The organism is Clostridium sp. UBA4548 (assembly GCF_002387895.1).
GTDB lineage: Bacteria > Bacillota > Clostridia > Clostridiales > Clostridiaceae > Clostridium_J.
The window spans coordinates 53,107-76,314 of the sequence record NZ_DGLI01000026.1 but is presented as its reverse complement, the minus strand read 5'-3'; the positions used below and the strand labels follow the sequence as shown (position 1 = coordinate 76,314).

Sequence of the window (23,208 nt, the reverse complement as noted above, 5' to 3'; positions counted from 1 at the left end):
AGTATTATAAGGGAATCTTTAGGGGGGAATAAATTGAACATGATATTTAAGGGTTTGATAATAGGAATGATTGTTTCCTTTCCTATAGGACCACTTGGAATTATAGCCATTCAAAGAACTATAAATAATGGCTGGAAAAGCGGTTTTTTTTCTGGAGTTGGAGCAGCGGCATCTGATGTAGTGTATTCCTTATGTGCAGTATTTGGTATTAGCTTTATCGATGATATTATACATAAACACAAATACTTAATTAATAATGCAATAGGAGCATTATTTTTAGTCCTTGGATTAAATATTTTTATGAATGCACTTAAGGACAAGGCTATAGTAGATGAGAAAAGAAAATTCATTATACATCCAGGGATTTCTAACTTTTTACTGGGACTTTCAAATCCAATGACATTTCTAGTTTTCCTTACAATTTTTACGAAAATTGGGTTAAAAATAAACACTTTAGAAGTAGGAAAAAATATGTTATTTGTATTATCTATATTCATTGGTTCTACAATCCTATGGATATCAGTGTCAAAATTAATTGATAGTTCAAAAAGAAATTTTAAGATAGAGATATTTTGTATAATAAATAAAATTATTGGAGCCTCTATAGCAGTGTTTGGCATGTGCAGTTTGTTTAGAGGAATAATGAAATTTTAGATACTTTTTAGAAAAATACACACAGGTTGATTAGATACAATTTTCTGACTTTATAAACTAGTTTATTTAGACAAATTGGGAACTTTGTGGTATTATTAAATATTAATAAACATTGTTGAATGTCTAGTGGAGGTAATTGTGGTGAGAAACAATTACAATGAGAAAGTAGAAAAAGAAATTGACTTATTACTTAGTAGAGCTTGGGACTTAATTCGGACCGATGTAAAAGAAGCCTTAAATATTGTTAAAAAAGCAGAAAAGTTATCAAGAAAGCTTAAATATGAAGAGGGCATTGCTTTAAGCACGATTTTGCTGGCTAGATATAATAGTATGCAGGGTAAGTATGCTGAAGCACTGCAGTTAGCTAGTGAAGGAAATGAGCTAGCAATAAGCTTAGGTTTTGTACAAGGTCAAATAAATGCTAGCTATGTGTTGGGATATTTATATACAGATTCAGGAAACCTTGAGGTAGGATTAAAATCTTATTTAAGAGCACTTGAACTGATGAAGGAAAACAATCAAGAGATAGATCCATTTATTTTAAATAATATAGGTGTGGTATATGATAACTCAGGTCAAGCTGATGAAGCTCTAGAATTTTTCCAAGAGGCCATAAAAATAGTTAAGAAAACAGAATATAGCTTCCAAAGTTTACTTCTTTTCAATATAGCCAATATGTATTTAAGAAAAAAAGATACTGAAACAGCTCAAAAATACTGTGAACAAGCCTTTTCTATTCTCGAGACAAATCATGCGGAAAAGCATGATTTTGCTCAATATTATAGTATTCTTGGGGTTATATATAAAGAAATGAATCAGCTTTCAAAGGCATTGGAAAATTACCAAATTGCACTTTCATTATATCAAGAAAGCAATAAGAAATATGCTGAAATAGATATGCTTAATGAAATAGGAGTTACTTATTTAAAGCAAAATAATAATGAAGAAAGTATTAAGTATTTAAAAAGTGCTATGAAAGAAGCGAAAAAAATAAATGCCAATGGGCTTTTAAAAGATATCTATATGACTTTAGCAGAAACTTATGAAAAGAAAAGGGACTATAAGTTAGCCTTTAATTATCTTAAGCTTTTTAATGAATTGAATGAGAAAATAAAAACTACAGAATTAAATGATAAACTTGTTCAACATATGACTGAGTTTAAGGTTGAAAAGGCTCAAAAGGATGCTGAAATTCAAAGATTAAAAACAGAAGAATTAAAAAGAAAAGCTGAGGAAACTACATTAAAGGCTAATGCTCTTGCTGCATCCTATGAAGATATTAAAATTATTGGGGAAATTGGTCAAAAAATAACTGCTACATTAGATATTAAAAAAGTTCTTAACATGGTTTATAAAAATATAAATAAGCTCATGGCTGCAGATGTTTTCGGCATTTGTTTATATAATAAAGAGCAGGGAAGTATAGATTTTAAAATCCTCATAGAACAAGGGAAGAGATTACCTTTGCACCAAGTTATGATTGACAACGAAAAAAGTTACGCGGCAAAATGCATACGAGAAAAGAAAGAAATCTGTATTAATGACATGATTCTGGATAATAAACAACAGCTTAGGGTTGGAGCTACTGAGAATAAGTTCAAATGTAAGTCTATAATCTATTATCCACTGATTACTGAGGACAAAATAGTTGGTGCCATGACGGTGCAAAGTTACAAAAATAATGCATATTCAGATAGGTCTATTGGAATGATCAAAGCTTTAGCTTCCTATATTGCTATAGCCTTAAATAACTCGCAAAAATCTGAGGAGCTTAGGGTTAAAACCAATGAATTAGAGGCCATTTCTAAAACTGATGTATTGACTGGAATTTATAATAGGCGCTATATTATGAGTAAAATTGAAGAGGAAGCTGTTGCGTATAAAGATGTTAAAAGAACCTTTTCTATTGTTATCATAGATATTGACTATTTTAAAAGCATCAACGATAAGTATGGACACAATTGTGGGGATCATATTCTTGTAAAGCTATCAAAAATATTAAAGGCTAATATAAGAAAGCAAGATGTTTTATCTAGATGGGGAGGGGAGGAGTTTCTTATGCTCTTACCTGACACAAATGAGGAGGAAGCAGTTTTAATTTGTGAATTTATTAGAGAGAAAATAGAGGGTAGTAACTTTAATTATGAAAAAAAAAGAATTAAACTTACCGTTACCTTTGGAGTTTCAGAGTATAATGAGAACCTAGGTGTAGATTCCACAATTAACGATGCAGATAAGGCTCTTTATGAAGGTAAAAATAAGGGGAGAAACTGTGTAGTGAGCCATTAAAAATTAGGCTTTACTGTAATTGCTTCTATATAACATATAAGAAAAGTTTAGGAGTATTAACATAAATATAAATGTACTAAATCATAGATTTCACCCCCTGCTTCTAGGAAAGTATAGAAACAGGGGGTGATTATTTATAACTACAACCTTGGTTTACCACCTATTTTTAGAAGTTCTTCCTTGGTTGCCGCAGCATTATTTTCATCTACTAACACGTTAAGATAGTCTCCAGAGTGAAGGGTGGTATTACCTTTTGGAATGAGCTCTTTAGCACCCCGTTGAACACAAACGAGTAAACAACTATTTGGTAATTTAATTTCCTTAATTTCTTTTCCATCTATTTCAGAATCTAAGCAAACTGGGACTTCTAATATAACTTTATTATTACTATGCTCAGTGAACTCGTAAGTACCATTGTTTTTTAAAAGTCTTTCTAGTAAAGATTCATATATAGGCTCAGACTTTAGTAAATCAGCAGTGGCATAGGCTACTAGAGATATAAGACTTAAAGAAAGCAAGTGAGAAAATGAACCAGTCATTTCTGTAATTAAAATACTACCTGTAATAGGAGCTCTGACAATAGCTGTAAAATATCCTGCCATAGCTAGAATTATAAAGTTGTTAATATATTGAGGATTAAAATTGAAAAAGTCCACTAATATATTTCCATAAATTGCACCAGTTAATGCTCCTAACACTAATAAAGGGAAAAATATTCCTCCAGGTGCTCCCGAACCATAACTTATCATAGAAAAAATAAACTTAACTATAAGAATTACAAAAAGGACTTTGAGAGTAAAACTACCTTCAATCATCAATTCTATCAATGAATGGCCTCCTCCTAGGACTTGAGGAAGAATTAGGCTTAACACTCCAGCAATTAAAAATGGAATCATAGGTCTAAACCTAACTGAAAGCCACTTTTGCTTACCATAAATATCTTGAGTTTTTAAAAGGCACTTATTATATAGGGCACCGAAGATACCCACAATAATTCCTAATATTATAATGTAGCCATAACTTTCAAGAGGCAGAGCTACTACATTCTCAAAATTAAAAACAGGTTTAAGACCAAAAAAATGTTTTGAAATAAAATCTGCTGTTAAGGAGGCAGACATTGCTGATAATAAGATGAGAGGAGAAAAATGTTTGTGGACCTCTTCAAGAGCAAACATTACTCCTGCTAAAGGTGCATTAAAGGCAGCAGCCAGTCCAGCGGAAGCCCCACTAGTAATTAAGTATTTTTCTTCAATTTGTATTCTTTTAAAAATTCTACTAACACCTTGTCCCATTGCAGCTCCAAGCTGTATAGAAGGACCTTCTCTACCTAAGGATAAACCAGCTCCTATAGAAATGACTCCACCAATAAATTTTTTTATAATTACAGATAACCAATTCATGTTAATTTTTCTAAGAAGTACCCCTTCCACCTGAGGAATTCCACTTCCACTGATTAAAGGCTCCGTTTTTATTAACAAACCAACAATATATGCTGAGATTATTAAAAATAGAAACCATAGAGGCATAAGTTTATACTTTGAAATATCAAGGTTTAAGATGAAATGTCTTAGTTCTTCGGCTCTTTCTAGAACAATCCTATAGAGTACTATTAGAAACCCAGAAAAAATACCTACAACAATTCCTTGTAATAAAAGCTTAAGTCTAAAGTTATGCCAATGTGATAATGCGGTATGGGTTTGATTCTTATTACTATTATCCATTACGCATCCCCCTTACTAAATATTGTATACATGTTTATTATAGACTTATTGATTTAATTAATCAAATATGCAAAAAGGATGGTCAAAAATAATAAAGATTCACTATTATGCAGTGTTCTCTGCTAAAATCTTCTTCAAGTTAATCGTAAACATGGTAACGGTGTCAAAAATACAATGTTTTAATCCTTAATATGTTAGTTACAAAGTAACTAGGAGGCAGTGTAGATTTTTTTTTAGTGCTGCATATTATAGGAAGTGAGGAATTACATAAAGTTCTATAAATTTATCTATTACAGTATCCTTTTGGATACTATGATACAAAATAGTGCGTACTTGTGGCATTGAAACTATTTTTCTATAATAATATAATGTAATATACCAAATTAGGAGGTATTTTTATGGATTCAATATTAAAAAGAAGAAGTATAAGAAAATATAAAGACTTAAAAGTAAGTGATGAAATTGTAGAAGACCTATTAAAAGCAGCTATGGCTGCACCATCAGCAGGAAATGAGCAGCCTTGGGAGTTTGTGGTATTAAGAGACAAGGAAATAATGAAGAATATAACTGAAGTACATCCTTACTCTAAAATGTTATTAAACTCAGATGTTGCAATTGTAGTTTGTGGAGATGAGAAAAAAGAAGTATTCAAAGGATATTGGGTACAAGATTGTTCTGCTGCCACTGAAAACATATTACTAGCAGCACAGGATATGGGACTTGGTGCTGTTTGGCTAGGAGTTTATCCAATAGTTGATAGAGTAAAGAAAATACAAGAGATTCTAGGATTACCTACTAGTGTGGTTCCTTTATCAATAGTGCCAATTGGGTATCCAGATGAGGAGAAAACACCAGAAGATAGATTTGATAGGACAAGAATACATTATAATGGATGGTAAAGATAAAGTCATAAGAGGATAAAAATAAGAATAGACTAATGTTTACAAGGAGAATTTTATGATGATATTTAAGAAACTTACCATTAAAGATAAGCCAATATTGGATAGATATTTGCAAAATTATAACTTTATCACTAGCGAGTATTCCTTTACCACTTTGCTGGTTTGGAGAGAAGCCTGTGATGTGCAATATGCCATACACAAAGGTGTTCTAATTATAAAGAAAAAAGACTTTAAGGATAATTATTACTTTATGCAGCCAATTGGATATAGTAAGAAGAATTTAAAAGAATTAATTCATGAACTAAAAGAATATAAAAAAGAAAATAATATGAAATATCTATTTAAAGATGTGGAGGATTCCTTCCTTGAGGATCTTAAGGACATATATGGGGAAGATGCTCACATTGAAGAAGATGTAGATAATTTTGATTATATATATCTAAAGGAAAAGCTAGCAACACTGTCAGGAAAAAAGCTTCACGGGAAGAAAAATCACTATAATTACTTTGTAAAAAACTATAACTATGAAGTAAAGGACTTTTCGGAGCCAGGAGTAATGGAGGATTGTATTGAGTTAGCTCATCAATGGCATAAGGAAAACTTTACTGGAGATAAGTTTTTAACCTATGAGTTAAAAGGCATTGTAGAAGTTTTATACAATGCTGATAAATTAAATTTAAGGGGTATGGCGGTTTATGTTGATGATATAATTTCAACCTTTACTGTGGGAGAAATTGTTAATAAGGATATGGCAATAGTCCACTTTGAAAAAGGAAGAAAAGATATCAATGGAATATATGCTTTTACAAATAAGACCTTTGTTGAAAAATATTTGAACGAAGTAGGATATATAAATAGAGAACAAGATTTAGGCATAGAAGGATTAAGAAAAGCTAAAAGGTCCTACTATCCTGTAAAACTTGAAAAAAAATATTGTATAAATTTATAAAGTTATTTAAGTCATCACCATCTATTAATGTAGGGGGATGACTTTATCTTTTAATATTAAAAGATAAGCTCAAAATATTATTTAATATAAGTTAAATAATGGCAGTGAAATAGCTTTGCTGGTGAAGAAAATTCAGTATATACAAATATTTTTGAAAATTTCTTTAGTTGTGTGGAATTAGGTGATATAATTTTACTTGAGTATTTATGAGGTTTTAAGTGTTAAATTACATATCTATGTATATACTTAATATCATTGAAAAGAAATGTATATAAGTAAAAAAAATAGTTAGATACACTACAGTTATCTATTAAAGTAGAGAGTATTAATAAGAACTTAAATTTATTATACAAATATAGACAATGATTTGGTAAACACTGCTTAAAATTGGAAGGACGGCGATAATATGAATTTAAAAAGGCTCTTTAAATCTTACTCAGGGCTTCCTAGAGGAATTTATGTTTTATTTTTTGTGAGAGTAATAAATAGTATGGGAAGTTTTGTTTTTCCACTTTTAACTTTGTTTTTAACGGATAAGCTAGGACTGAGTGCTAAAGAAGCAGGGTGGTTTGTTTCGCTCTCCGCTCTTTCTTATATTCCGGGGGGATTACTAGGGGGAAAGCTTTCAGATATAATTGGAAGAAAAAAAGTTATGATTATTTTTCAAAGTTTAGCCGCACTTCTATTTCTTCCTTGTGCCTTCCTTGGAAAATCAATGATGATTCCTTGGCTTTTAATTCTAGCAGGAGTATCAACTGGAGCAGTTCAGCCAGCTAATAGTGCAATGGTAGCGGATCTGACGAATTCAAGTAATAGAAAAACTGCCTTTTCACTTTTATACCTTGGTATAAATATTGGATTTTCTATTGGACCGATTTTAGCAGGTTTTTTGTATAAAAACTATTTTGCCTTAACTTTTATAGGGAATGCAGTAGCAATTTGTATAAATATAATTTTAGTAACTATATTTGTTGAGGAAACTAAACCTTCTACTGAGGAGCAACTGGAAGTAACTGAGGAAGAAAAGGCTGAAGAAGGTAGTGTTTTTTCAGTACTTATGAAAAAGCCTGTGGTGTTAGCTTTTGCATTATTATCCTCTGTGTATTCTTTTGCTTATTCCCAAGGAAACTTTGGCACACCACTTCAGTTTACAGAGATTTTTGGTGATAGAGCTCCCGAACTTATGGGAGGAATATATTTCACTAATGGCATAATAGTGGTAACTATGACCACATTAATAGTGCATTTAACTAAAAAGAATAAACCCTTATTTAACATAGCAGTATCTGGAGTATTTTTTGCTGTTGGCTTTGGAATGAACTTTTTTATTAAAGCTTATCCATTATACATAATTGCAACTATAATTTGGACTATTGGAGAAATCTTAAATGCAACAAATTCAGGGGTATATATAGCGGACCATGCGCCAAGCTCTCATAGAGGAAGATTTAACTCAGTATTAAATATAATTACAGGTGGAGGATCCGCTATAGGACCAGTAATAATGGGTGGATATATTGAAAGAGTTGGAGTGGTATATGTGTGGCCTTTAGTATTTTCTATAACTATGTTATCAGCAATGTTGATTTATATTTTATATTTAAGAGAAGAAAAGAAACATAGTGCAAATATAGCTGCTTAAAAGATATATTACACAATATAACTAAATATATAATAGTGCTGTAAAAAAGAATTTAATCATTTTCCAAGAAAGAAAATCTTCATTTTATCTACATATGACAAAGGTATAATAAAGAAAAAAGAAGATATGAAAGGAGAATGAAATATGAAATGTCATGGAGATAACAATGGAGGAAATGGTAAGAAACATAGTCCAATTAAACATATGCTTATGATGGCATTATGCTGAGGACTTCCTATTCTCATTGTGGCTATACTTCCACTATTAAATATTGGGGGAGGGGCTAAAACCTTATTAGCAACCATTACTCCATTTATTTGTCCAATAATGATGCTTTTTATGATTCCTATGATGTTTAGAGGTATGAAAAATGGGGATTGTTGTAGCGGGAAGAAAGAACAAAGTGAAGTAAATAAGGTCCTATAGACTACTTCATATGTTTCACTAAGCATCAATGAAGACAGTAAGACCTTGTAATAAAAGGATATTAGTACTATGCAATATAACTAATAAACATAAAAACTTTATAATAGAAATAAGTTATCCACTTAGATTTAATTAGGTTAAACTACCTAATTAAACTTAAGTGGATTTTGATTTTATCAGGTTATAAAATCAAAATTTTACCTTTAAACTTTATATAGGGTTTCATGATGAATTTTTAACTTATTCATCTTCAAATACCTTTAAGGTAAGCAGAGCAGGACTTACGTATAAGTTAAGCTTTAGCCTTGTTCCCTATACAATTGAAGTTGAGCTTTTATATAGCCTAAACAGCAACTAACTGTTCACAGTTTACAACTTTATTCTTCTTTTCCTTAGCTTTATATAAGGCACAGTCTGCCAGATTAACGAATTCTTCTGCATCTATTTTCTTAGTTGTGGAACATATTCCTACACTTACTGTTATAGTTAGTGAAACATCATCAATTTTAAATGGGTGTGTTGAGATGGTTTCTCTAATTCTTTCACCAATTATTGTAGCCTTATTAATATCTGTGCTTGGCAATAAAATTGTAAATTCCTCACCACCCCAACGGGCAACTACATCATTTCCTCTAACGCTAGAGTTAAGAATCTCCGCTGTAGTCTTTAATATCTTATCTCCATTAACATGTCCAAAAGTGTCATTAATATGTTTAAAGTTATCTATATCAATCATTAGAAGAGTTAATGGTTCCGGCACAGTTGATATTTTATCCATTATGCAGTCAAGTTTTAAGTAGAAAAAAAATCTGTTTTTAAGCCCAGTTAGAGAATCCTTGTAGAAGTCTGCATAAAAACTTCTAACTAAACGACCAAACTTCAAGCCAACAACTATAAAAACAAACATAAGTGCTAACCAAGTAAATTTAGCTATATTCCTTGGAGTATAAAAGGTGATAAAATAGCCTGCTATAGCAAAAAACAATCCAAAAGTTGCAAAGATTAAAGGTGCATATTGAACATATTTATTATTCCTCATATTTTAATTCCTTTCTAGTAAGATTAACTTTTATAATTTGAAATTATAGTTTATTAAAGAACTCAAGTTTTTAAATTTCTTCAAGTTTATAACTAGCTTAAATCCATACTACTTATTTCGACAAATTTTTCAATTTCTTAATAGTTTTTTCAATATTATAGTTTAGAACTTTATGGGAATAAGGAAAATTATTGTATTACAAAGCAATAATTTTGACAAGAGATATATTATTCAATTGGGCATATGTAATAATATTCAATTTATGCTACAATTTAACTAAGGATAAGTAAAGCTACTAACATGTAATATACTTTAAGAGGGTGAAATTTTGAACATTGAAAGAATGATTGAAAATCTTGCGAGAAACTTAGCAAAAACTGTGCTCAATAAAAAAGAAAAAAGTAGCGAAAAAATAAACTTGAACCAGTTAGGCTCAACGGATATTCTACAAATTATGTTAAATCGACTTGTTCATGAAGGAAACTATAATAAGGCAGAGAACATACTTTTCGAAGAAATAAATAAAAAAGATTCAGAAGTAATTTATAAAATTGCAGTGGAGTTTTATAATTCCTTGCTAGAAAAGAGTGATAAGGAACTGCAAGAAGGAAATTTTACAAGAGAAGAGGTTTATCAAGGATTAGAAGATGTAAGGAGCATATTTCAAAAATAAAGTTTATGCTTTAAGTATTATAATGGAGGTAAGTGATATGGAACTTATAAAATGTACTATGGATAATTTATTAGTCCTTGCAAAGTTAAATAAGGAATTATATGAGGATGAAAAAAATGATAATATACCAGAAATTGAAGTTTTACAAGAAAGATTAAAGTATGCTATGGAACAAGGTGCAGTGGCATTTTTATTTCTAGAGGATAAAGAGGTTGTTGGTTACGCTCTAGTAAGAACTCAAGCCACTCCTTATTATTTATCACATTTTTTTATTTGTAGAAATGCAAGAAGAAAACATCTGGGTACAATTGCCTTTAATCAACTTATGAAAGAATTAGAAACTGATTCTATAGATTTAGATGTTTTCTGCTGGAATCAAAGGGGACAAGAGTTCTGGAAGAGTCTTGGGTTCAAAGAAAGATGTATAATTATGAGGAAATCTAATTAGAAATTTATAATACAAGTAATTTTGTTCATTTTTAATATAAGATTCAGTTTTTAAAATTAAAATATCTAGACTGGCATGGAAAAGGAAGCGGGGCTATATTATGAATTTTAAATTTGTTCCAATGAATTTAGGATATGCAAATGAAATCATTGATAATTGGAAGTATGGAGATGAATATCATATATACGATTATGTAAATGAAAAGGAACTTTTACTTAATGAGGAAAGTTGGGGAGTGGGAAAATTTGCAGTATTAGATGAAGAAAATTATCTTGCTGGAGAATTTACTGTTGAATTCTTTCAAGAAGATGGTGAAGAGCTAGAAGATGAGGGTTACGTTAGTCATGAAGTGGTTAAAAATAGTCCGCAAAATTGTTATGAAATGTGGGTAGGTTGGGGTTTAAAACCAGAATTATGTGGAAAGGGACTTGGAGTGAGTTTTGTTTCACAATGCATTGATTTTGCTGTAAGAGAGTATAACTACAAAGGACAATATGTTAGATGTGGAGTTGCAGCTTTCAATAAAAGAGCTATTAAAGTCTATGAGAAATGTAATTTTGAAATATTTTATACCTGTGAAGGTGAAATAGCAGGTGAGAAATTAACCTTTTTAAGAATGAGAAAGAAAATTAGCTAAAATTAAAGTAAGAATTAGTTGAAACACTGTAATGTTCAGCAATGAATTTTATGGTGTTTTTGTTTTGAAATATATATAAATATTGGATTAAATCATCGGTAATGTTTTTTCATATATAGCGATAATGACAAAAAACAATGAATGTTGCAAAAAATAATAAGTTACATAGAATAAAATGTAAATTATGATATAATTTAACTACATGTTTTATGGAAGAGGTGAAATATATGGGTCAAATTAAATTTGGTTTTAATGCATTTCCAAACCTAAAGAGTAAAAGATTTATTTTAAGGGAAGTGCAAGAAAAAGACTATTTAGCAATATATGAAATATATTCAGATGATGGCACAGTAAAATATCAACAAATGGGAGTTATGCAAACAATGGAGCAAGCTCAAAAATCTGTACAAGCCTTTTTGAGAGGATTTGAAAATAAGAAATTTATTAGATGGTGCATTGCTACAAGGGACCAGGATAATGTTGTAGGCCTAATTACGTTACATAGTTTTAATGAGTGTAATTCTCAAGGAGAAATAGGCTTTATGCTTAACAAAGCATACTGGAGCCAAAACATTATGGGGGAAGTAGGAGAAGAAGTTCTTAAATTTGCCTTTCAACTTATGGATTTAAATAGAATTGAAGCATCAGTACATCCAGAGAATATTGCTTCAATAAAATTGTGTGAGAAGTTAGGCTTTAAACAAGAAGGAATGAAAAAGGAAGCAGCTTATAATACGAGAACTAATGAATACGAGGATAGGGTAATACTAGGCACAACTAAAAATAATAGTAAATATAAGTGTTTCGAAGAATAAACCTTAAATGCAATAATTAAAGGTATTCTTAGTTAAATAAGAGCACTGTATATTAACGGGGGATATAATATGGTGAAATTATTAAGCCCTAGGATTGAGGAGCTATACAACAAACTTAGTTGCGGTACTTTGGTCTTAGGTGAGTTTTGGAAGGAAGTTGAAAGGGAAGGAACACCTTTAATTGAAGAAGTTCAAGGGGAAGAAAAAGTGATAATTACTTTTCTTTATAGGGGAAATGAAGGAGTAAATAATGTTCTTATATATGGAGGAGTTCCTGGCTATCGTTATTCAGAAAATATCATGGAGAGACTGGAAGACACAGATATTTGGTTTAAGTCTTATATAGTTAGAAATGATGTTAAGTTTAAATATAATTTTTCATTAAACTATGAGTTTCACAATGATTATAAAAAGATTAAGAAAAATTCTATTATCGATTCATTAAATCCTAAAAGAGTAGTAAATGTGAAAGATGAGGAAAATCCAGAAAGTGTGGAAAGCGTATACTCTTTAGTAGAACTTCCTAAGGTTAAACCAGGGGCTTGGACAATCCCAAATAAACAGGTGAAGAAGGGAAATATAAAGCTAAGCAGATTTGAAAGCAAGATTCTAGGTAACACTCGAAGGATGTGGGTTTATACTCCAAGTGAATATGATGAGAAAACTTCTCTTTATAACGTTCTAGTACTTACGGATGGGTTTGATTATTTAAGTTATTTATCAGCAAATGTGGTGCTTGATAATTTAATTCATGAAAAAAGAATTCCACCTACAGTATGTATATTAGTTGATAGTACTAAAAACAGATATGAAGAATTAACCTGTAATGAGTCCTTTATGAAATTTATTACAGAGGAAGTAATGCCTTGGAGCTATGGAAACTATAACATAACCAAGGAACCAGAGAGGACAATTATTGGAGGACTTAGTCTTGGTGGTTTAACAGCAAGCTTTATAGCTCTTAAAAGATGGGACATTTTTGGGAAAGTTCTCTCTCAATCAGGATCTTATTGGTATGAATCTCAATGGTTAACAAAGGAATTTGAAAAAGAGCAGAAGCTGCCTATAAGATTTTATTTAAATGCAGGATTACTTGAAGATGCGCCTTATGATGATGAACCTGTGATGATGGAAGTAATAAATAATATGAGAGATGTTTTATTATCCAAGGGTTATGATGTGAAATATGAGAATTTTCAATCAGGACACGACTATTTATGTTGGGGAGAAACCTTGGCAACAGGACTTATAAGCTTAAATACAGACTAATAACATTTAGGAGAATGATACTCACATATGACTTCATTTAAGTTAAATGTCCATTGAAAGTAATGCCGGAAATGAACTTGTTTAATGTTTAGTGAGAGAAGGTAAACATTAAATAATTTTATTGGGGGATACAAATGTGGAGAAGAAAGTGAAGCTAATTATAACAGATTTAGATCAAACCTTATTAAAAGGAGATAAAAGTATATCTCAGTATACTTTAGATATAATTAAAAGATGCAAAGAGCAAGGGATTAACATTGCAATTGCAACAGCACGTTCAGAAAGAGCAGCTGAAAAATATATAGATTTAATTAAACCTGATATTGTGATTTCAAATGGAGGAGCACTAGCAAAGCATAATGGGGAAGTAATTTATAGGTCTATGCTATCACCTTTAGTATCGGAGGCATTAATAAAAGAATGTGTACTGCATACAGACATTGGGGAAGTAACTGTAGAAACGGAAATGGGCTATTTCTCCAATAGCCCAAACTTATTAAAAAATGGTGTGGATTACGATCATGCTATATATAATACTTATGAAGAATCATTAGATTGTGAAACCTTTAAAATAACAGTTGAAGCTTTTAATAATAAGGCAGCCCTTGAATTAGCAACTAAGTATTCTGAGTGCAGTTTTCTTGCTTATAGTGGGGAACCATGGTGTAGATTTGCTCACAAAAATGCAACCAAAGATTACGCCATAAGCAAGCTAGCAGAACATTTAAATATTGATTTAAGCCAGATTGCAGCTTTTGGAGATGATTATAACGACATAGATATGCTGAAAACTTGTGGCTATGGAGTAGCAGTTTCAAATGCAATTGAAGAAGTAAGACAGGTTGCTACCCACATTACTTATAGCAATGAAGAAGATGGAGTGGCAAGGTTTATACAGGAGAACTTTTTGCTTTAGGCATCTAAAAGTAAATAACAAGTCAAAGATGTGAAGGATATTTTGAGTTAGATAAGGAACCTATTGACGTAGTATAACTCAAAATAGGCGAGAATACTGAATTATTTATTTCTTGAAGATGCCTTAATTATCGCTAATAGTAGCCCAGGTTTTATGTAAAAGCTAATTAGCAAAAAAGTTAGTAGCAATAATTTTAAAAGAGTATTACAAAGTATTGTATGGTTTAAAAGGGAGAAGTAAAAATGATTGAAACAATAAATGAAATTAAGACTAATAGACTAATTTTAAGAGAAGTCAATGAAAATGATGTAGAAGGAATCTACAAAGTATTTAGTGACCCAGAGGTTGCAAAATATGATTGGTTTAGCCCTATAGAATCTGAAGAGGATGCAGTGAAATTTATAAAAAGATATAAAGAAGAATTTGAAGCTGAAGAAGAGATAACTTGGGGAATAGAGTTAAAAGATACAAAGGAGCTAGTAGGCATATGTTGTTTAGGTGATTTTGATGATGGAGCTCGTAGGGCTGAAATTGGATATGACTTAGCTCAAGATCAATGGAATAAAGGATATGCCACAGAAGCTGTTGGGGCAGTAGTTAAATTCGGACTAAGTGAAATGAATTTAAATCGAATTGAAGCTTTTATTACACCAGGAAATGATGCCTCAGTAAAGGTACTTGAGAAATTAAATTTCACAAAAGAAGGTGTTGTAAGAGAAAGAGATTTAATTAAAGGTAAGCTTGAAGATGGAATTATAATGGCTATACTTCAAAAGGATATTGTGTAAGGAGAATGTAATTATGCATAAGCTTATAAACGCCTTTCCACTATATAATTTTTTAAAGTACTGTAACTCAAGTCCTCATGAAAAAATAGTTCTTGATTGTGGTGCTGGTGGAAGTAATCCGCCCTTATCACTTTTTTATGAGTTTAATTATAAAACTTATGGTATTGAAGCGTCCCATTCACAGCTGAAAAAGGCTGAAGTTTTTTGTAAGACTAATAAAATAGATTTAAATATTATAAAGGGAGATATGACAAAAATTCCTTTCGAAGCTGAGTTTTTTAGCTTTTTATTCTCCTATAATACTTCTGTTCACATGAGTAAAGACGAATTTAGTATTGCTTTAGAAGAGTTTTTAAGAGTGCTAAAACCTGGTGGGTTGTGCTATGTGAACTTTTTAAGTGAGGAATGTGACTCTTTTGGTAAGGGAGTTGAAATCAGACAGGGGGAATTTATGCACAATGAAGAAGGGGAAGAGGTTTTATATAGTCATTATAAAGAAGCTGAGGTAGAGAAATACCTTAAAGGATTTAATATTATCTATAAGGAAAAGAGATTAGTAAAAAGAACTATTGATGATATGGAATACACATCTGGTTATATAGATTATATATTGAAGAAAAAGTAATAATTAGAAAAAAGTGCAACAACCAAGGATGGAATTTCTTCAATTTTACTTAGGAGGAGAATATGGATAAAAAAGTGAAATTAATTATAACAGACTTAGATCAAACCTTGCTAAAAGGGGATAAAAGTATATCTGATTTTACTTTAGAAACCCTAAAAAAGTGTAAAGAACAAGGAATTAGTATTGCAATTGCAACTGCACGTTCAGATAGGGCAGCTAAAAGATACATAGATATAATTAAACCAGACATAGTTATAACAAATGGAGGAGCACTAGCAAGGCATAATGAAGATATAATTTACAAATCTATGTTGTCACCTTCAACCTCTGATGAGCTAATAAAAGAATGTGTACAGCATGCAGACTTTGAATATGTATCTGTGGTAACAGAAACGGGTAATTACTCCAACAGTAGAGAGTTATTAGAAAGTGGTGGAAGCTATAATAATGTTGCATATAACAACTTTGAAAAACCACTAAATAATTCAACCTTTAAAATTACAGTAGAAGCTTATAATAAGAAATCTGCGCTAGAGTTAGCAGCTAAGTACTCAGAGTGTAGCTTTCTTACTTATACTGGTGAAAACTTGTGTAGGTTTGCTCATAAAGATGCTACTAAAGACTATGCCATAATTAAGCTAGCAGAACATCTAAATATTGATTTAAGTCAGATTGCAGCTTTTGGTGACGATCATAACGACATAGGAATGATAAAAACTTGTGGCTATGGAGTAGCTGTTTCAAATGCCATTGAGGAAGTGCGACAGGTAGCTACCCATATTACATATAGTAACGAAGAAGATGGAGTAGCAAGATTTATTCAGAAGAACTTTTTACTTTAGATAGTGTATTTGGAGATTATAAAGTTTCATAAATTATCTTGAAGATAATGAAAACATTTAAAGAACTAGATGTCCCTTTTGCATCCTATTAGCAAGGGGATAGGGTGTAATAGCTAGTGTATTTAGAGTTGAAAGTGGACAAGATTTTAAATTTTATTAAGGGGTATAAAAGATGTTTAAATTAATAGATGTGGGAGAGAAAAAATTAGAATGTTTAATCGCTGGTAGTGGAAAAAGGAATGTTGTTATTATGCCAGGAATGGGAGGAAGCATTTATCACTGGTTAAGTATTATAGAAGAAATATCACAACATGCAAAAATTATTGCAATTCACAGATCCGGAGTTGGAAATAGCCAAATTGGCGATGAAGGAAGTAGTACGCTTATAGCCTCTAAAGATTTATATAACTTACTACTCACACATGGAATCAAAGAAAAGGTTATATTAGTAGGTCATTCTTATGGTGGTTTGTGTGTTCAGCATTTTGCAAGGTTGTATCCAGATTATGTAGAAAGTATATTGCTAGTAGAATCTGCATCAATGAATAGAGGGAATCAGTTTGATGAATTGGATACTCCCATATCCAATGAAACTACCTCAGATGAAGTGTATATTGATTTATGGAAAAAGTACTCTAAGTATACTAGAGAACAATTGATGAAAGAGATAAAGCCGGAACTATCTTCGAGTCAGCTTAGTCTTCCTATAGAGATTCAAAAGGAAATTTTAGAATTTTATGTAAGACCTGAAATATATGAAGCACAACTTTCGGAAATACTTGACTTAAAATATAATGTAGCAAATATAAAGATGGCTGGAGCTTTTCCAAAATGTCCGTTAATAGTGTTAGTTGAAGATCCGCAATACTCTGTCAGTGAAATGGTAGCTGAAGGAATACCAAAAGTAGAAGCAGTAAAAATTGAGAGACTTTCACAAAATTTGTCTCATGGATTAAGGGAATTATCCGATAAATGTGACTTTAGAATAGTTAAAGACAGTAATCACTGTATAAATGAAACTAGACCAGATGAGGTAATTAAAGCTATAAAAGAGTTAGTGTATATGTAGTTGATAAGAATTTGGGAGGATTTTATGAGATATTTAAATAAAAAGAATTTAAGTACCCTAGTGTGGGATTTAGGAGTTCTAACAGTGGGATTTTTATGCCTATATTTTTATAGTAGGTATAATATCAATTCTTATTATAAAAGCCCATTAATTTATCCATTACTTATGACTGGTGCTATAGCCGTTACAATTGGGATAGTATATTTATTTCCTATTAGGGGTGATGAAAGAAGAACTATATATGTGAACAAAAGGGCTCTGATTCTATTTGGTATTTTAGAATTTATTTTTCTGATTTGCGTTGTCATAATGACTAACATATTTAGAATTAACAATTACTCTGGAAATGAAGTTAATATTTTGCATTTTTTCATTGCAGCATTAGTGTTGACCTTATCAATTTTCATTTGCTACTTCTTTAAAATAAGAATTAGTGATTATAATTGGAAGTTAACACTTAAATCCATTATATTTGTTATTATTTTATATGTAACCTTTAAAATAGTAACTAACATTGTAGGAATTACAAATAGAACTATTCATTTTGAAAATATGGCTAATGGAAAGTTTGTTATAGGTTTTATTATAAATACAATTGTTAATTCATGTTACCCAGGTTTTTATGAGGAAATTCTTTATAGAGGTTTCTTAATATCTGGGCTAAAGGGGTTACGATTAACTGATGAAAAGTGTAATGTTATACAAGCTATAATATTTGGGATAAGTCATGTAGTGAGCCCTATAATAAGCTCTGGCACAGTAACTTGGACTTTTTTAATAGCTACAGCTGCACAGGCTATGGTAGGATATATGTTTGGAAAATTGTATTTTAAGACTAAATCATTATCTCCGTGTATACTCCTACATGGTTTCTTTGATGTAGCCATGACATTATAAAATTATAATCTAAAGCTTAAGGCTATAAGTTAGTGAAAAACATAAGTTAAAAAGTATAGTTAGCTACTAAGAAAAATAACACTAGTACAAATTGTGCTAAGGAAGTTTTTTTAGTGGCTTTTTTATTATAGGAAATTTAACTTATCTTAATTTATAGAGGTTTAAATAAACTCTTGTAGATAGCAGGTTCTAAAATATAAGTGAAGAATTATAAGTAATTGTAGTTTTTTAAAAGTTATGTGAAGACATGCAGTTTTTATTTTCCTACTTATTTTTAAAATGTGATTCAAATCATATTTTATATTTCTAAAAAAATATAAAATAAAGTCATAGGAAAACACAAATACTAAAAAGCAAGAAACTATTAGTTGTAAAAATAAAAATAAAAAAATTACAGTAAAAAATAGGAGGAATAATAATGGAAAGAATAATTAATATAAATCAAAAATTAGGTGAAGTAGTTTCAATTTTTCCAGGTTCAAGTGAAATATTCAACGAGTTAAAAATAGATTACTGCTGTGGAGGACATGACACTTTAGGAGCAGCACTAAAAGAAAAAGGTTTAAATTCCGATGTGATTGTGGAAAAGTTAAATGAGGAATATGACAAATTTATAAAATCTAATGCTGAGTATAGAGATTGGAGAAAGGAAAAGCCAACAGTGCTCATGAGACACATTGAGCAAACACATCATGATTTCACTAAAAAAGAGTTAAGAGAAATTGATGCTCTATTATTTAAAGTTTTAAAGGTTCACTTTAGCCACCATGCTGAAGAGTTACTAAAAGTTCATAGATTATTTGGTGCTCTTAAAACTGAGCTTGAAGAGCATTTAGTGAAAGAGGAAGAAAATTTATTCCCACTTATCAAAGCTTATGAAAGCACAAAAGATGAAAAGTATAAGGAAGGTATTGAAAAGTTCATAAAGGAAACAGAAGAGGAGCATGATGCCGCAGGGGATATCCTTAAGGAAATGGAGCAAATCACAAGAGATTTCAAAGCTCCAGAAGGAGCATGCACCACTTTCAAACTTGTATATGACAAGCTTCATAATTTAGAGAAAGATTTATTTATTCACATCTATTTAGAAAACAGTGTGTTATTTAAAATCATATAACTTTCAAGAGAGAAGCATAACTACGACTTACGAAAAACAGTTAAGATAGCAAGAAGAACCACTTAAGAATCTGGATTATAATCAAGATTTTATAAGTGATATAACTTAAGAGTAACTACCTCCTCAAACCTTTAGAAGCTGCTAACAGCGTATTGTTAGCAGCTTTGTTTATGTTGAGAATATTTTGAATATAATTACAAATATGATATAATCATAAATATATCAATTAAACAATTAAAGAATTAAAGAATTAAAGAGAGGTGTGCAATTTATGGATAAGCCTTTAGGGAAATTATTAGAGAAGGACTATCTTGAAAATTTTATAAAAGCTAATAGACGTAAGAATGAGGTTCCTTTAAAGGGGAAAGCTCTATCAAAAATATATGAAAACAAAAACAATAAAGAAGAGAGAAGTTTTTTCCCTTTTAAAGGATTTAAATCCTTTGCTACTACTACAATAATTTTAAGTTTTGTAGTGCTATTAACTGCCTGCGGTAAAAAAGAGAATCCTCAGGATGCTTTTGAGGCCTATAAAGCAAGTTGGCAGAATAAGGATTTTAAAGCTATGTATACCATGGTTTCACAAAGTTCAAGAGCTGCAATTACTGAAGAGGATTTTATAAAAAGATATACTAATATCTATGAAGGAATAGAAGCTAAGGACATTAACATTACTGCAACTAAGATGGAAGATTTAAAGCAAACTAAAGAAGAAAGTGTAAAGATACCTTTTTCTATTAAAATGAACACTTTAGCAGGGACGGTGGAAATACCAGGATATGAAGTAACACTTGCAAAGGAAAAAGTAGAAAAGAAAAATACTTGGAAGGTAGTATGGAACGAAAGACTTATATTTCCTTATATGGAGCCAGGAGACAAGGTAAGAGCTGAAGTTTTTCATCCTAACAGAGGGGAAATTTATGATAGAAGTGGAACTGGACTTGCTGTAAATTCAAAGATTAATTCAGTAGGGATTCATCCAAGACTTTTCGAGGAAGATAAAGAAAATAAAATTATTCAAATGGCTAAGCTGCTTGATATAAAACCTGAAGTAATTGAAGGAAAACTAAAGGGCAATACTAATCCAGACTACTTTGTACCCATAGTAAAGGTAGCTTCAAAAGAAAAGGAAAAGGTAGATTACCTTTTACAAATTAATGGAGTGAAAGTAAATGAAGAAATGGGAAGAGTTTACCCAGGTGAGGAAGCCTGTGGAGCATTGATTGGATATGTTGGAGCCATTACTGCAGAGGAATTAGAAAAAGTAAAGGATCAAGGCTATAATGAGTATAGTCTAATTGGTAAAAAGGGATTAGAGCAAGTATATGAAAAACGACTTAAGGGAGAAGCAGGAGGTCGAATTTATATAGAAAGAGGAACCTCCGAAAAGAAAGAAGTTATTGAAGTAGGAAAAAAAGATCCTAAGGATGGAGAAAATATTAAGGTGTCTATAGACCTACAATTGCAAAAGAAGATTTATGAAGAAATGAACAAAGAATCAGGAGCAGCTGTTGCAGCTCATCCTAAAACAGGAGAAGTCCTTGCTATGGTGAGTTCACCTTCCTATGATTCTAATGTATTTTCAACTTATACCACTGATACTCAGAAGGCAGCTTGGGAAGCAACTCCTGTAGATGAATTTGATAATAAATTTAATAATTCTTACTCTCCAGGCTCTACCTTTAAATTAATAACTGGGGCTATAGGTCTTAATAAGGGGGTTATAAAACCAGAAGAGGGAGTAAACATTCAGGGGAATCAGTGGCAGCCTAGTAATTCGTGGGGAAATTATAAGATCACCAGGGTTAAGGATCCAGGAAAACCAGTCAATTTAAAAGATGCTTTTAAGTATTCAGATAATATATATTTTGGAATGGCAGCATTAAATATAGGAAAAGAAGATTTTGCAAAGGGAGCAATGTCCTTTGGTATAGGTGAGGAGCTACCTTTTGAATATCCAATGGAAAATACACAAGTTGCTAATGAAAATAAGATTTCAAAGGATATACTTTTAGGGGATACAGGTTATGGTCAAGGAGAAGTCCTCATGACTCCACTACACTTAGCACTTGCTTATTCTTCTTTAGTAAATGAGGGAAACCTTTTGGCTCCTGCCTTGGATATTACCCAAGGACATACGGCTAAGGTTTGGAAAGCTAATGCAATTTCCACTGAAAACATAAGTCCACTAGTTGAAGGAATAAAAGCTGTAGTAGCAGACCCTGAAGGAACAGGACATGAGGGATATATTGAGGGAATTACAATTGGAGGGAAAACTGGTACTGCAGAATTTAAAAAGAGTGCTGAAGATAAAGAAGGAAAAGAAAATGGATTGTTTGTGGCTTTAAATTTAGATGACCCTAAGATAGTTGTTTCTATGGTGATTGAAGATGTGAAGTCAAGAGGGGGAAGCCATTTAGTAGTTCCTAAGGTTAAGAATATACTAGAATACTACTTAAAAAGAAGTTAGTGGTGTCAAAAATACTAGTTTTGTAAAATAATTTATTTTATAAGTAGTTTTAATAGTTAGTTTAAGTGATGAAGACTTAGATTACATTATGTAGCTATAAAAGAAATAGGTAGTAAGACAATATTTAGAGAAGGGGAAAATACCCTTCTTTTTCTTTTATCTATATAGAATGTAATAAAGATACTGCATAAATACATGGAATTCTATTTTACATTCTCTTTAAAGTAAGTAAACAAGCTCAAAATTATATATATTCATCAATTTAATTAAATTAACAAATTATTAGAAAAAATTACTTTTAAGCTATTGACTAAATAGATTAGGAGGAGTATTATAATAATATAAAGATTAGTTGCATACAATTTAATTTTATATATTAGAATTTACAAAAATTGAATTTCATACTAACAAAATGAATAAATTGATTTTTAAATGAATAAGATAAAATGCTGAGAATTTTAAGGAGGATTAACAATGAATATTTATGATTTTAAATTAAACAATATCTATGGAGAAGAGGTATCTCTAGAAGAGTATAAAGGAAAGGTATTACTTATTGTAAATACAGCAAGCAAGTGTGGCTTTACTCCTCAATACGGTGATTTACAAAAACTTTATTTAGAATATAAAGATAAAGGCGTTGAAATATTAGGTTTCCCATGTAACCAATTTGCTGAGCAAGAACCAGGAAATAATAGTGAAGTTCAAAGTTTCTGCCAACTTAACTATGGGGTATCTTTTCCACTATTTGAGAAAGTTGATGTAAGAGGAAAAAGTGCTCATCCACTGTTTAAATATTTAACTGAAAACACAACTTTTAAAGGCTTTGACTTATCTCATCCATCAGGAAAAATTCTTAACAGCTTCCTTCAAGAGAGTTTTCCAGATTATTTAATAGGAAACTCCATAAAATGGAACTTTACTAAATTTTTAATAGATCAGGAAGGCAATATAGTGGAAAGATTTGAACCAACAACAGAACCAATGGATATAAAACCACATATTGAAGCATTATTATAA

22 protein-coding genes are annotated in these 23,208 nt (G+C 30.9%); 20 read left to right on the top strand and 2 right to left on the bottom strand.

Annotated elements, in window-relative coordinates:
• The first annotated feature begins 39 nt into the window (after nucleotides 1-39).
• Both B3040_RS11155 and B3040_RS11150 read left to right on the top strand, forming a co-directional pair.
• On the top strand, nucleotides 40-654 hold the full coding sequence (locus tag B3040_RS11155; protein WP_291573289.1) for a LysE family translocator: 615 nt from the start codon (nucleotides 40-42) through the stop codon (nucleotides 652-654).
• Nucleotides 655-795: 141 nt separating this feature from the next.
• Complete coding sequence (locus B3040_RS11150) at nucleotides 796-2,943, top strand: sensor domain-containing diguanylate cyclase (protein WP_291573277.1); 2,148 nt, start codon at nucleotides 796-798, stop codon at nucleotides 2,941-2,943.
• Between the two features lie 140 nt (nucleotides 2,944-3,083).
• On the opposite strand, the gene B3040_RS11145 is transcribed toward B3040_RS11150, so the two are convergent.
• Nucleotides 3,084-4,664: a ClC family H(+)/Cl(-) exchange transporter gene (locus B3040_RS11145; protein WP_291573275.1), complete on the bottom strand. Its 1,581-nt coding sequence runs from the start codon at nucleotides 4,662-4,664 to the stop codon at nucleotides 3,084-3,086.
• Nucleotides 4,665-5,062: 398 nt separating this feature from the next.
• Between B3040_RS11145 and B3040_RS11140 the strand changes: the two genes are divergently transcribed.
• The 4 genes from B3040_RS11140 to B3040_RS19540 all read left to right on the top strand — a co-directional run bounded on the left by B3040_RS11140 (nucleotide 5,063) and on the right by B3040_RS19540 (nucleotide 8,583).
• On the top strand, nucleotides 5,063-5,563 hold the full coding sequence (locus B3040_RS11140; protein WP_291573273.1) for a nitroreductase family protein: 501 nt from the start codon (nucleotides 5,063-5,065) through the stop codon (nucleotides 5,561-5,563).
• Between the two features lie 58 nt (nucleotides 5,564-5,621).
• The gene (locus B3040_RS11135) at nucleotides 5,622-6,515 is read left to right on the top strand and encodes a DUF2156 domain-containing protein (protein WP_291573271.1); all 894 of its coding nucleotides are present in this window, start codon (nucleotides 5,622-5,624) and stop codon (nucleotides 6,513-6,515) included.
• A gap of 406 nt (nucleotides 6,516-6,921) precedes the next feature.
• The gene (locus B3040_RS11130; protein ID WP_291573270.1) at nucleotides 6,922-8,157 is read left to right on the top strand and encodes an MDR family MFS transporter; all 1,236 of its coding nucleotides are present in this window, start codon (nucleotides 6,922-6,924) and stop codon (nucleotides 8,155-8,157) included.
• A 246-nt stretch (nucleotides 8,158-8,403) separates the two neighbouring features.
• Nucleotides 8,404-8,583, top strand: coding sequence for a hypothetical protein (locus B3040_RS19540; RefSeq protein ID WP_414632534.1), 180 nt, complete (start codon nucleotides 8,404-8,406; stop codon nucleotides 8,581-8,583).
• A gap of 343 nt (nucleotides 8,584-8,926) precedes the next feature.
• Here the strand turns inward: B3040_RS19540 and B3040_RS11120 are convergent, their stop codons facing one another.
• Nucleotides 8,927-9,622 carry a GGDEF domain-containing protein gene (locus tag B3040_RS11120; RefSeq protein ID WP_291573268.1) on the bottom strand — a complete coding sequence of 232 codons (696 nt, stop codon included), beginning with the start codon at nucleotides 9,620-9,622 and terminating at the stop codon, nucleotides 8,927-8,929.
• 328 nt (nucleotides 9,623-9,950) lie between these two features.
• On the opposite strand from B3040_RS11120, the gene B3040_RS11115 reads away from it, so the two are divergent.
• From B3040_RS11115 to B3040_RS11050, 14 genes are all read left to right on the top strand, one after another.
• Nucleotides 9,951-10,295, top strand: coding sequence for a DUF6483 family protein (locus tag B3040_RS11115; RefSeq protein ID WP_291573266.1), 345 nt, complete (start codon nucleotides 9,951-9,953; stop codon nucleotides 10,293-10,295).
• Between the two features lie 37 nt (nucleotides 10,296-10,332).
• Nucleotides 10,333-10,743, top strand: a complete 411-nt coding sequence (locus B3040_RS11110) for a GNAT family N-acetyltransferase (RefSeq protein ID WP_291573264.1) — start codon at nucleotides 10,333-10,335, stop codon at nucleotides 10,741-10,743.
• Between the two features lie 100 nt (nucleotides 10,744-10,843).
• Complete coding sequence (locus tag B3040_RS11105) at nucleotides 10,844-11,380, top strand: GNAT family N-acetyltransferase (protein ID WP_291573262.1); 537 nt, start codon at nucleotides 10,844-10,846, stop codon at nucleotides 11,378-11,380.
• A gap of 227 nt (nucleotides 11,381-11,607) precedes the next feature.
• Nucleotides 11,608-12,195 (top strand): GNAT family N-acetyltransferase, encoded by a 588-nt coding sequence (locus tag B3040_RS11100; protein WP_291573260.1) that lies wholly within the window; start codon nucleotides 11,608-11,610, stop codon nucleotides 12,193-12,195.
• Between the two features lie 69 nt (nucleotides 12,196-12,264).
• Complete coding sequence (locus B3040_RS11095; protein WP_291573257.1) at nucleotides 12,265-13,464, top strand: alpha/beta hydrolase-fold protein; 1,200 nt, start codon at nucleotides 12,265-12,267, stop codon at nucleotides 13,462-13,464.
• 136 nt (nucleotides 13,465-13,600) lie between these two features.
• Nucleotides 13,601-14,380 carry an HAD family hydrolase gene (locus tag B3040_RS11090; RefSeq protein ID WP_291573256.1) on the top strand — a complete coding sequence of 260 codons (780 nt, stop codon included), beginning with the start codon at nucleotides 13,601-13,603 and terminating at the stop codon, nucleotides 14,378-14,380.
• Between the two features lie 242 nt (nucleotides 14,381-14,622).
• Nucleotides 14,623-15,168, top strand: coding sequence for a GNAT family N-acetyltransferase (locus B3040_RS11085; protein WP_291573254.1), 546 nt, complete (start codon nucleotides 14,623-14,625; stop codon nucleotides 15,166-15,168).
• A 13-nt stretch (nucleotides 15,169-15,181) separates the two neighbouring features.
• Nucleotides 15,182-15,793: a class I SAM-dependent methyltransferase gene (locus B3040_RS11080; RefSeq protein ID WP_291573252.1), complete on the top strand. Its 612-nt coding sequence runs from the start codon at nucleotides 15,182-15,184 to the stop codon at nucleotides 15,791-15,793.
• Between the two features lie 62 nt (nucleotides 15,794-15,855).
• On the top strand, nucleotides 15,856-16,635 hold the full coding sequence (locus B3040_RS11075) for an HAD family hydrolase (protein ID WP_291573250.1): 780 nt from the start codon (nucleotides 15,856-15,858) through the stop codon (nucleotides 16,633-16,635).
• Between the two features lie 172 nt (nucleotides 16,636-16,807).
• A complete protein-coding gene (locus tag B3040_RS11070; RefSeq protein WP_291573248.1) occupies nucleotides 16,808-17,704 on the top strand; it encodes an alpha/beta fold hydrolase in 897 nt (298 codons plus the stop codon).
• Between the two features lie 24 nt (nucleotides 17,705-17,728).
• Nucleotides 17,729-18,601, top strand: coding sequence for a CPBP family intramembrane glutamic endopeptidase (locus B3040_RS11065; RefSeq protein ID WP_291573246.1), 873 nt, complete (start codon nucleotides 17,729-17,731; stop codon nucleotides 18,599-18,601).
• A 418-nt stretch (nucleotides 18,602-19,019) separates the two neighbouring features.
• The gene (gene ric / locus B3040_RS11060; protein WP_291573244.1) at nucleotides 19,020-19,718 is read left to right on the top strand and encodes an iron-sulfur cluster repair di-iron protein; all 699 of its coding nucleotides are present in this window, start codon (nucleotides 19,020-19,022) and stop codon (nucleotides 19,716-19,718) included.
• 271 nt (nucleotides 19,719-19,989) lie between these two features.
• On the top strand, nucleotides 19,990-22,188 hold the full coding sequence (locus B3040_RS11055) for a penicillin-binding transpeptidase domain-containing protein (protein WP_291573242.1): 2,199 nt from the start codon (nucleotides 19,990-19,992) through the stop codon (nucleotides 22,186-22,188).
• A 474-nt stretch (nucleotides 22,189-22,662) separates the two neighbouring features.
• Nucleotides 22,663-23,208 (top strand): glutathione peroxidase, encoded by a 546-nt coding sequence (locus B3040_RS11050; protein ID WP_291573240.1) that lies wholly within the window; start codon nucleotides 22,663-22,665, stop codon nucleotides 23,206-23,208.

What these genes read in the sequence shown, in the direction of transcription:
- B3040_RS11155 (WP_291573289.1), top strand. Translation starts at nt 40, where the DNA reads ATGATATTTAAGGGTTTGATAATAGGAATGATTGTTTCCTTTCCTATA.
- B3040_RS11145 (WP_291573275.1), bottom strand. Translation starts at nt 4,664, where the DNA reads ATGGATAATAGTAATAAGAATCAAACCCATACCGCATTATCACATTGG.
- B3040_RS11140 (WP_291573273.1), top strand. Translation starts at nt 5,063, where the DNA reads ATGGATTCAATATTAAAAAGAAGAAGTATAAGAAAATATAAAGACTTA.
- B3040_RS11135 (WP_291573271.1), top strand. Translation starts at nt 5,622, where the DNA reads ATGATGATATTTAAGAAACTTACCATTAAAGATAAGCCAATATTGGAT.
- B3040_RS11130 (WP_291573270.1), top strand. Translation starts at nt 6,922, where the DNA reads ATGAATTTAAAAAGGCTCTTTAAATCTTACTCAGGGCTTCCTAGAGGA.
- B3040_RS11120 (WP_291573268.1), bottom strand. Translation starts at nt 9,622, where the DNA reads ATGAGGAATAATAAATATGTTCAATATGCACCTTTAATCTTTGCAACT.
- B3040_RS11110 (WP_291573264.1), top strand. Translation starts at nt 10,333, where the DNA reads ATGGAACTTATAAAATGTACTATGGATAATTTATTAGTCCTTGCAAAG.
- B3040_RS11105 (WP_291573262.1), top strand. Translation starts at nt 10,844, where the DNA reads ATGAATTTTAAATTTGTTCCAATGAATTTAGGATATGCAAATGAAATC.
- B3040_RS11100 (WP_291573260.1), top strand. Translation starts at nt 11,608, where the DNA reads ATGGGTCAAATTAAATTTGGTTTTAATGCATTTCCAAACCTAAAGAGT.
- B3040_RS11095 (WP_291573257.1), top strand. Translation starts at nt 12,265, where the DNA reads ATGGTGAAATTATTAAGCCCTAGGATTGAGGAGCTATACAACAAACTT.
- B3040_RS11085 (WP_291573254.1), top strand. Translation starts at nt 14,623, where the DNA reads ATGATTGAAACAATAAATGAAATTAAGACTAATAGACTAATTTTAAGA.
- B3040_RS11080 (WP_291573252.1), top strand. Translation starts at nt 15,182, where the DNA reads ATGCATAAGCTTATAAACGCCTTTCCACTATATAATTTTTTAAAGTAC.
- B3040_RS11075 (WP_291573250.1), top strand. Translation starts at nt 15,856, where the DNA reads ATGGATAAAAAAGTGAAATTAATTATAACAGACTTAGATCAAACCTTG.
- B3040_RS11070 (WP_291573248.1), top strand. Translation starts at nt 16,808, where the DNA reads ATGTTTAAATTAATAGATGTGGGAGAGAAAAAATTAGAATGTTTAATC.
- B3040_RS11065 (WP_291573246.1), top strand. Translation starts at nt 17,729, where the DNA reads ATGAGATATTTAAATAAAAAGAATTTAAGTACCCTAGTGTGGGATTTA.
- ric (WP_291573244.1), top strand. Translation starts at nt 19,020, where the DNA reads ATGGAAAGAATAATTAATATAAATCAAAAATTAGGTGAAGTAGTTTCA.
- B3040_RS11055 (WP_291573242.1), top strand. Translation starts at nt 19,990, where the DNA reads ATGGATAAGCCTTTAGGGAAATTATTAGAGAAGGACTATCTTGAAAAT.
- B3040_RS11050 (WP_291573240.1), top strand. Translation starts at nt 22,663, where the DNA reads ATGAATATTTATGATTTTAAATTAAACAATATCTATGGAGAAGAGGTA.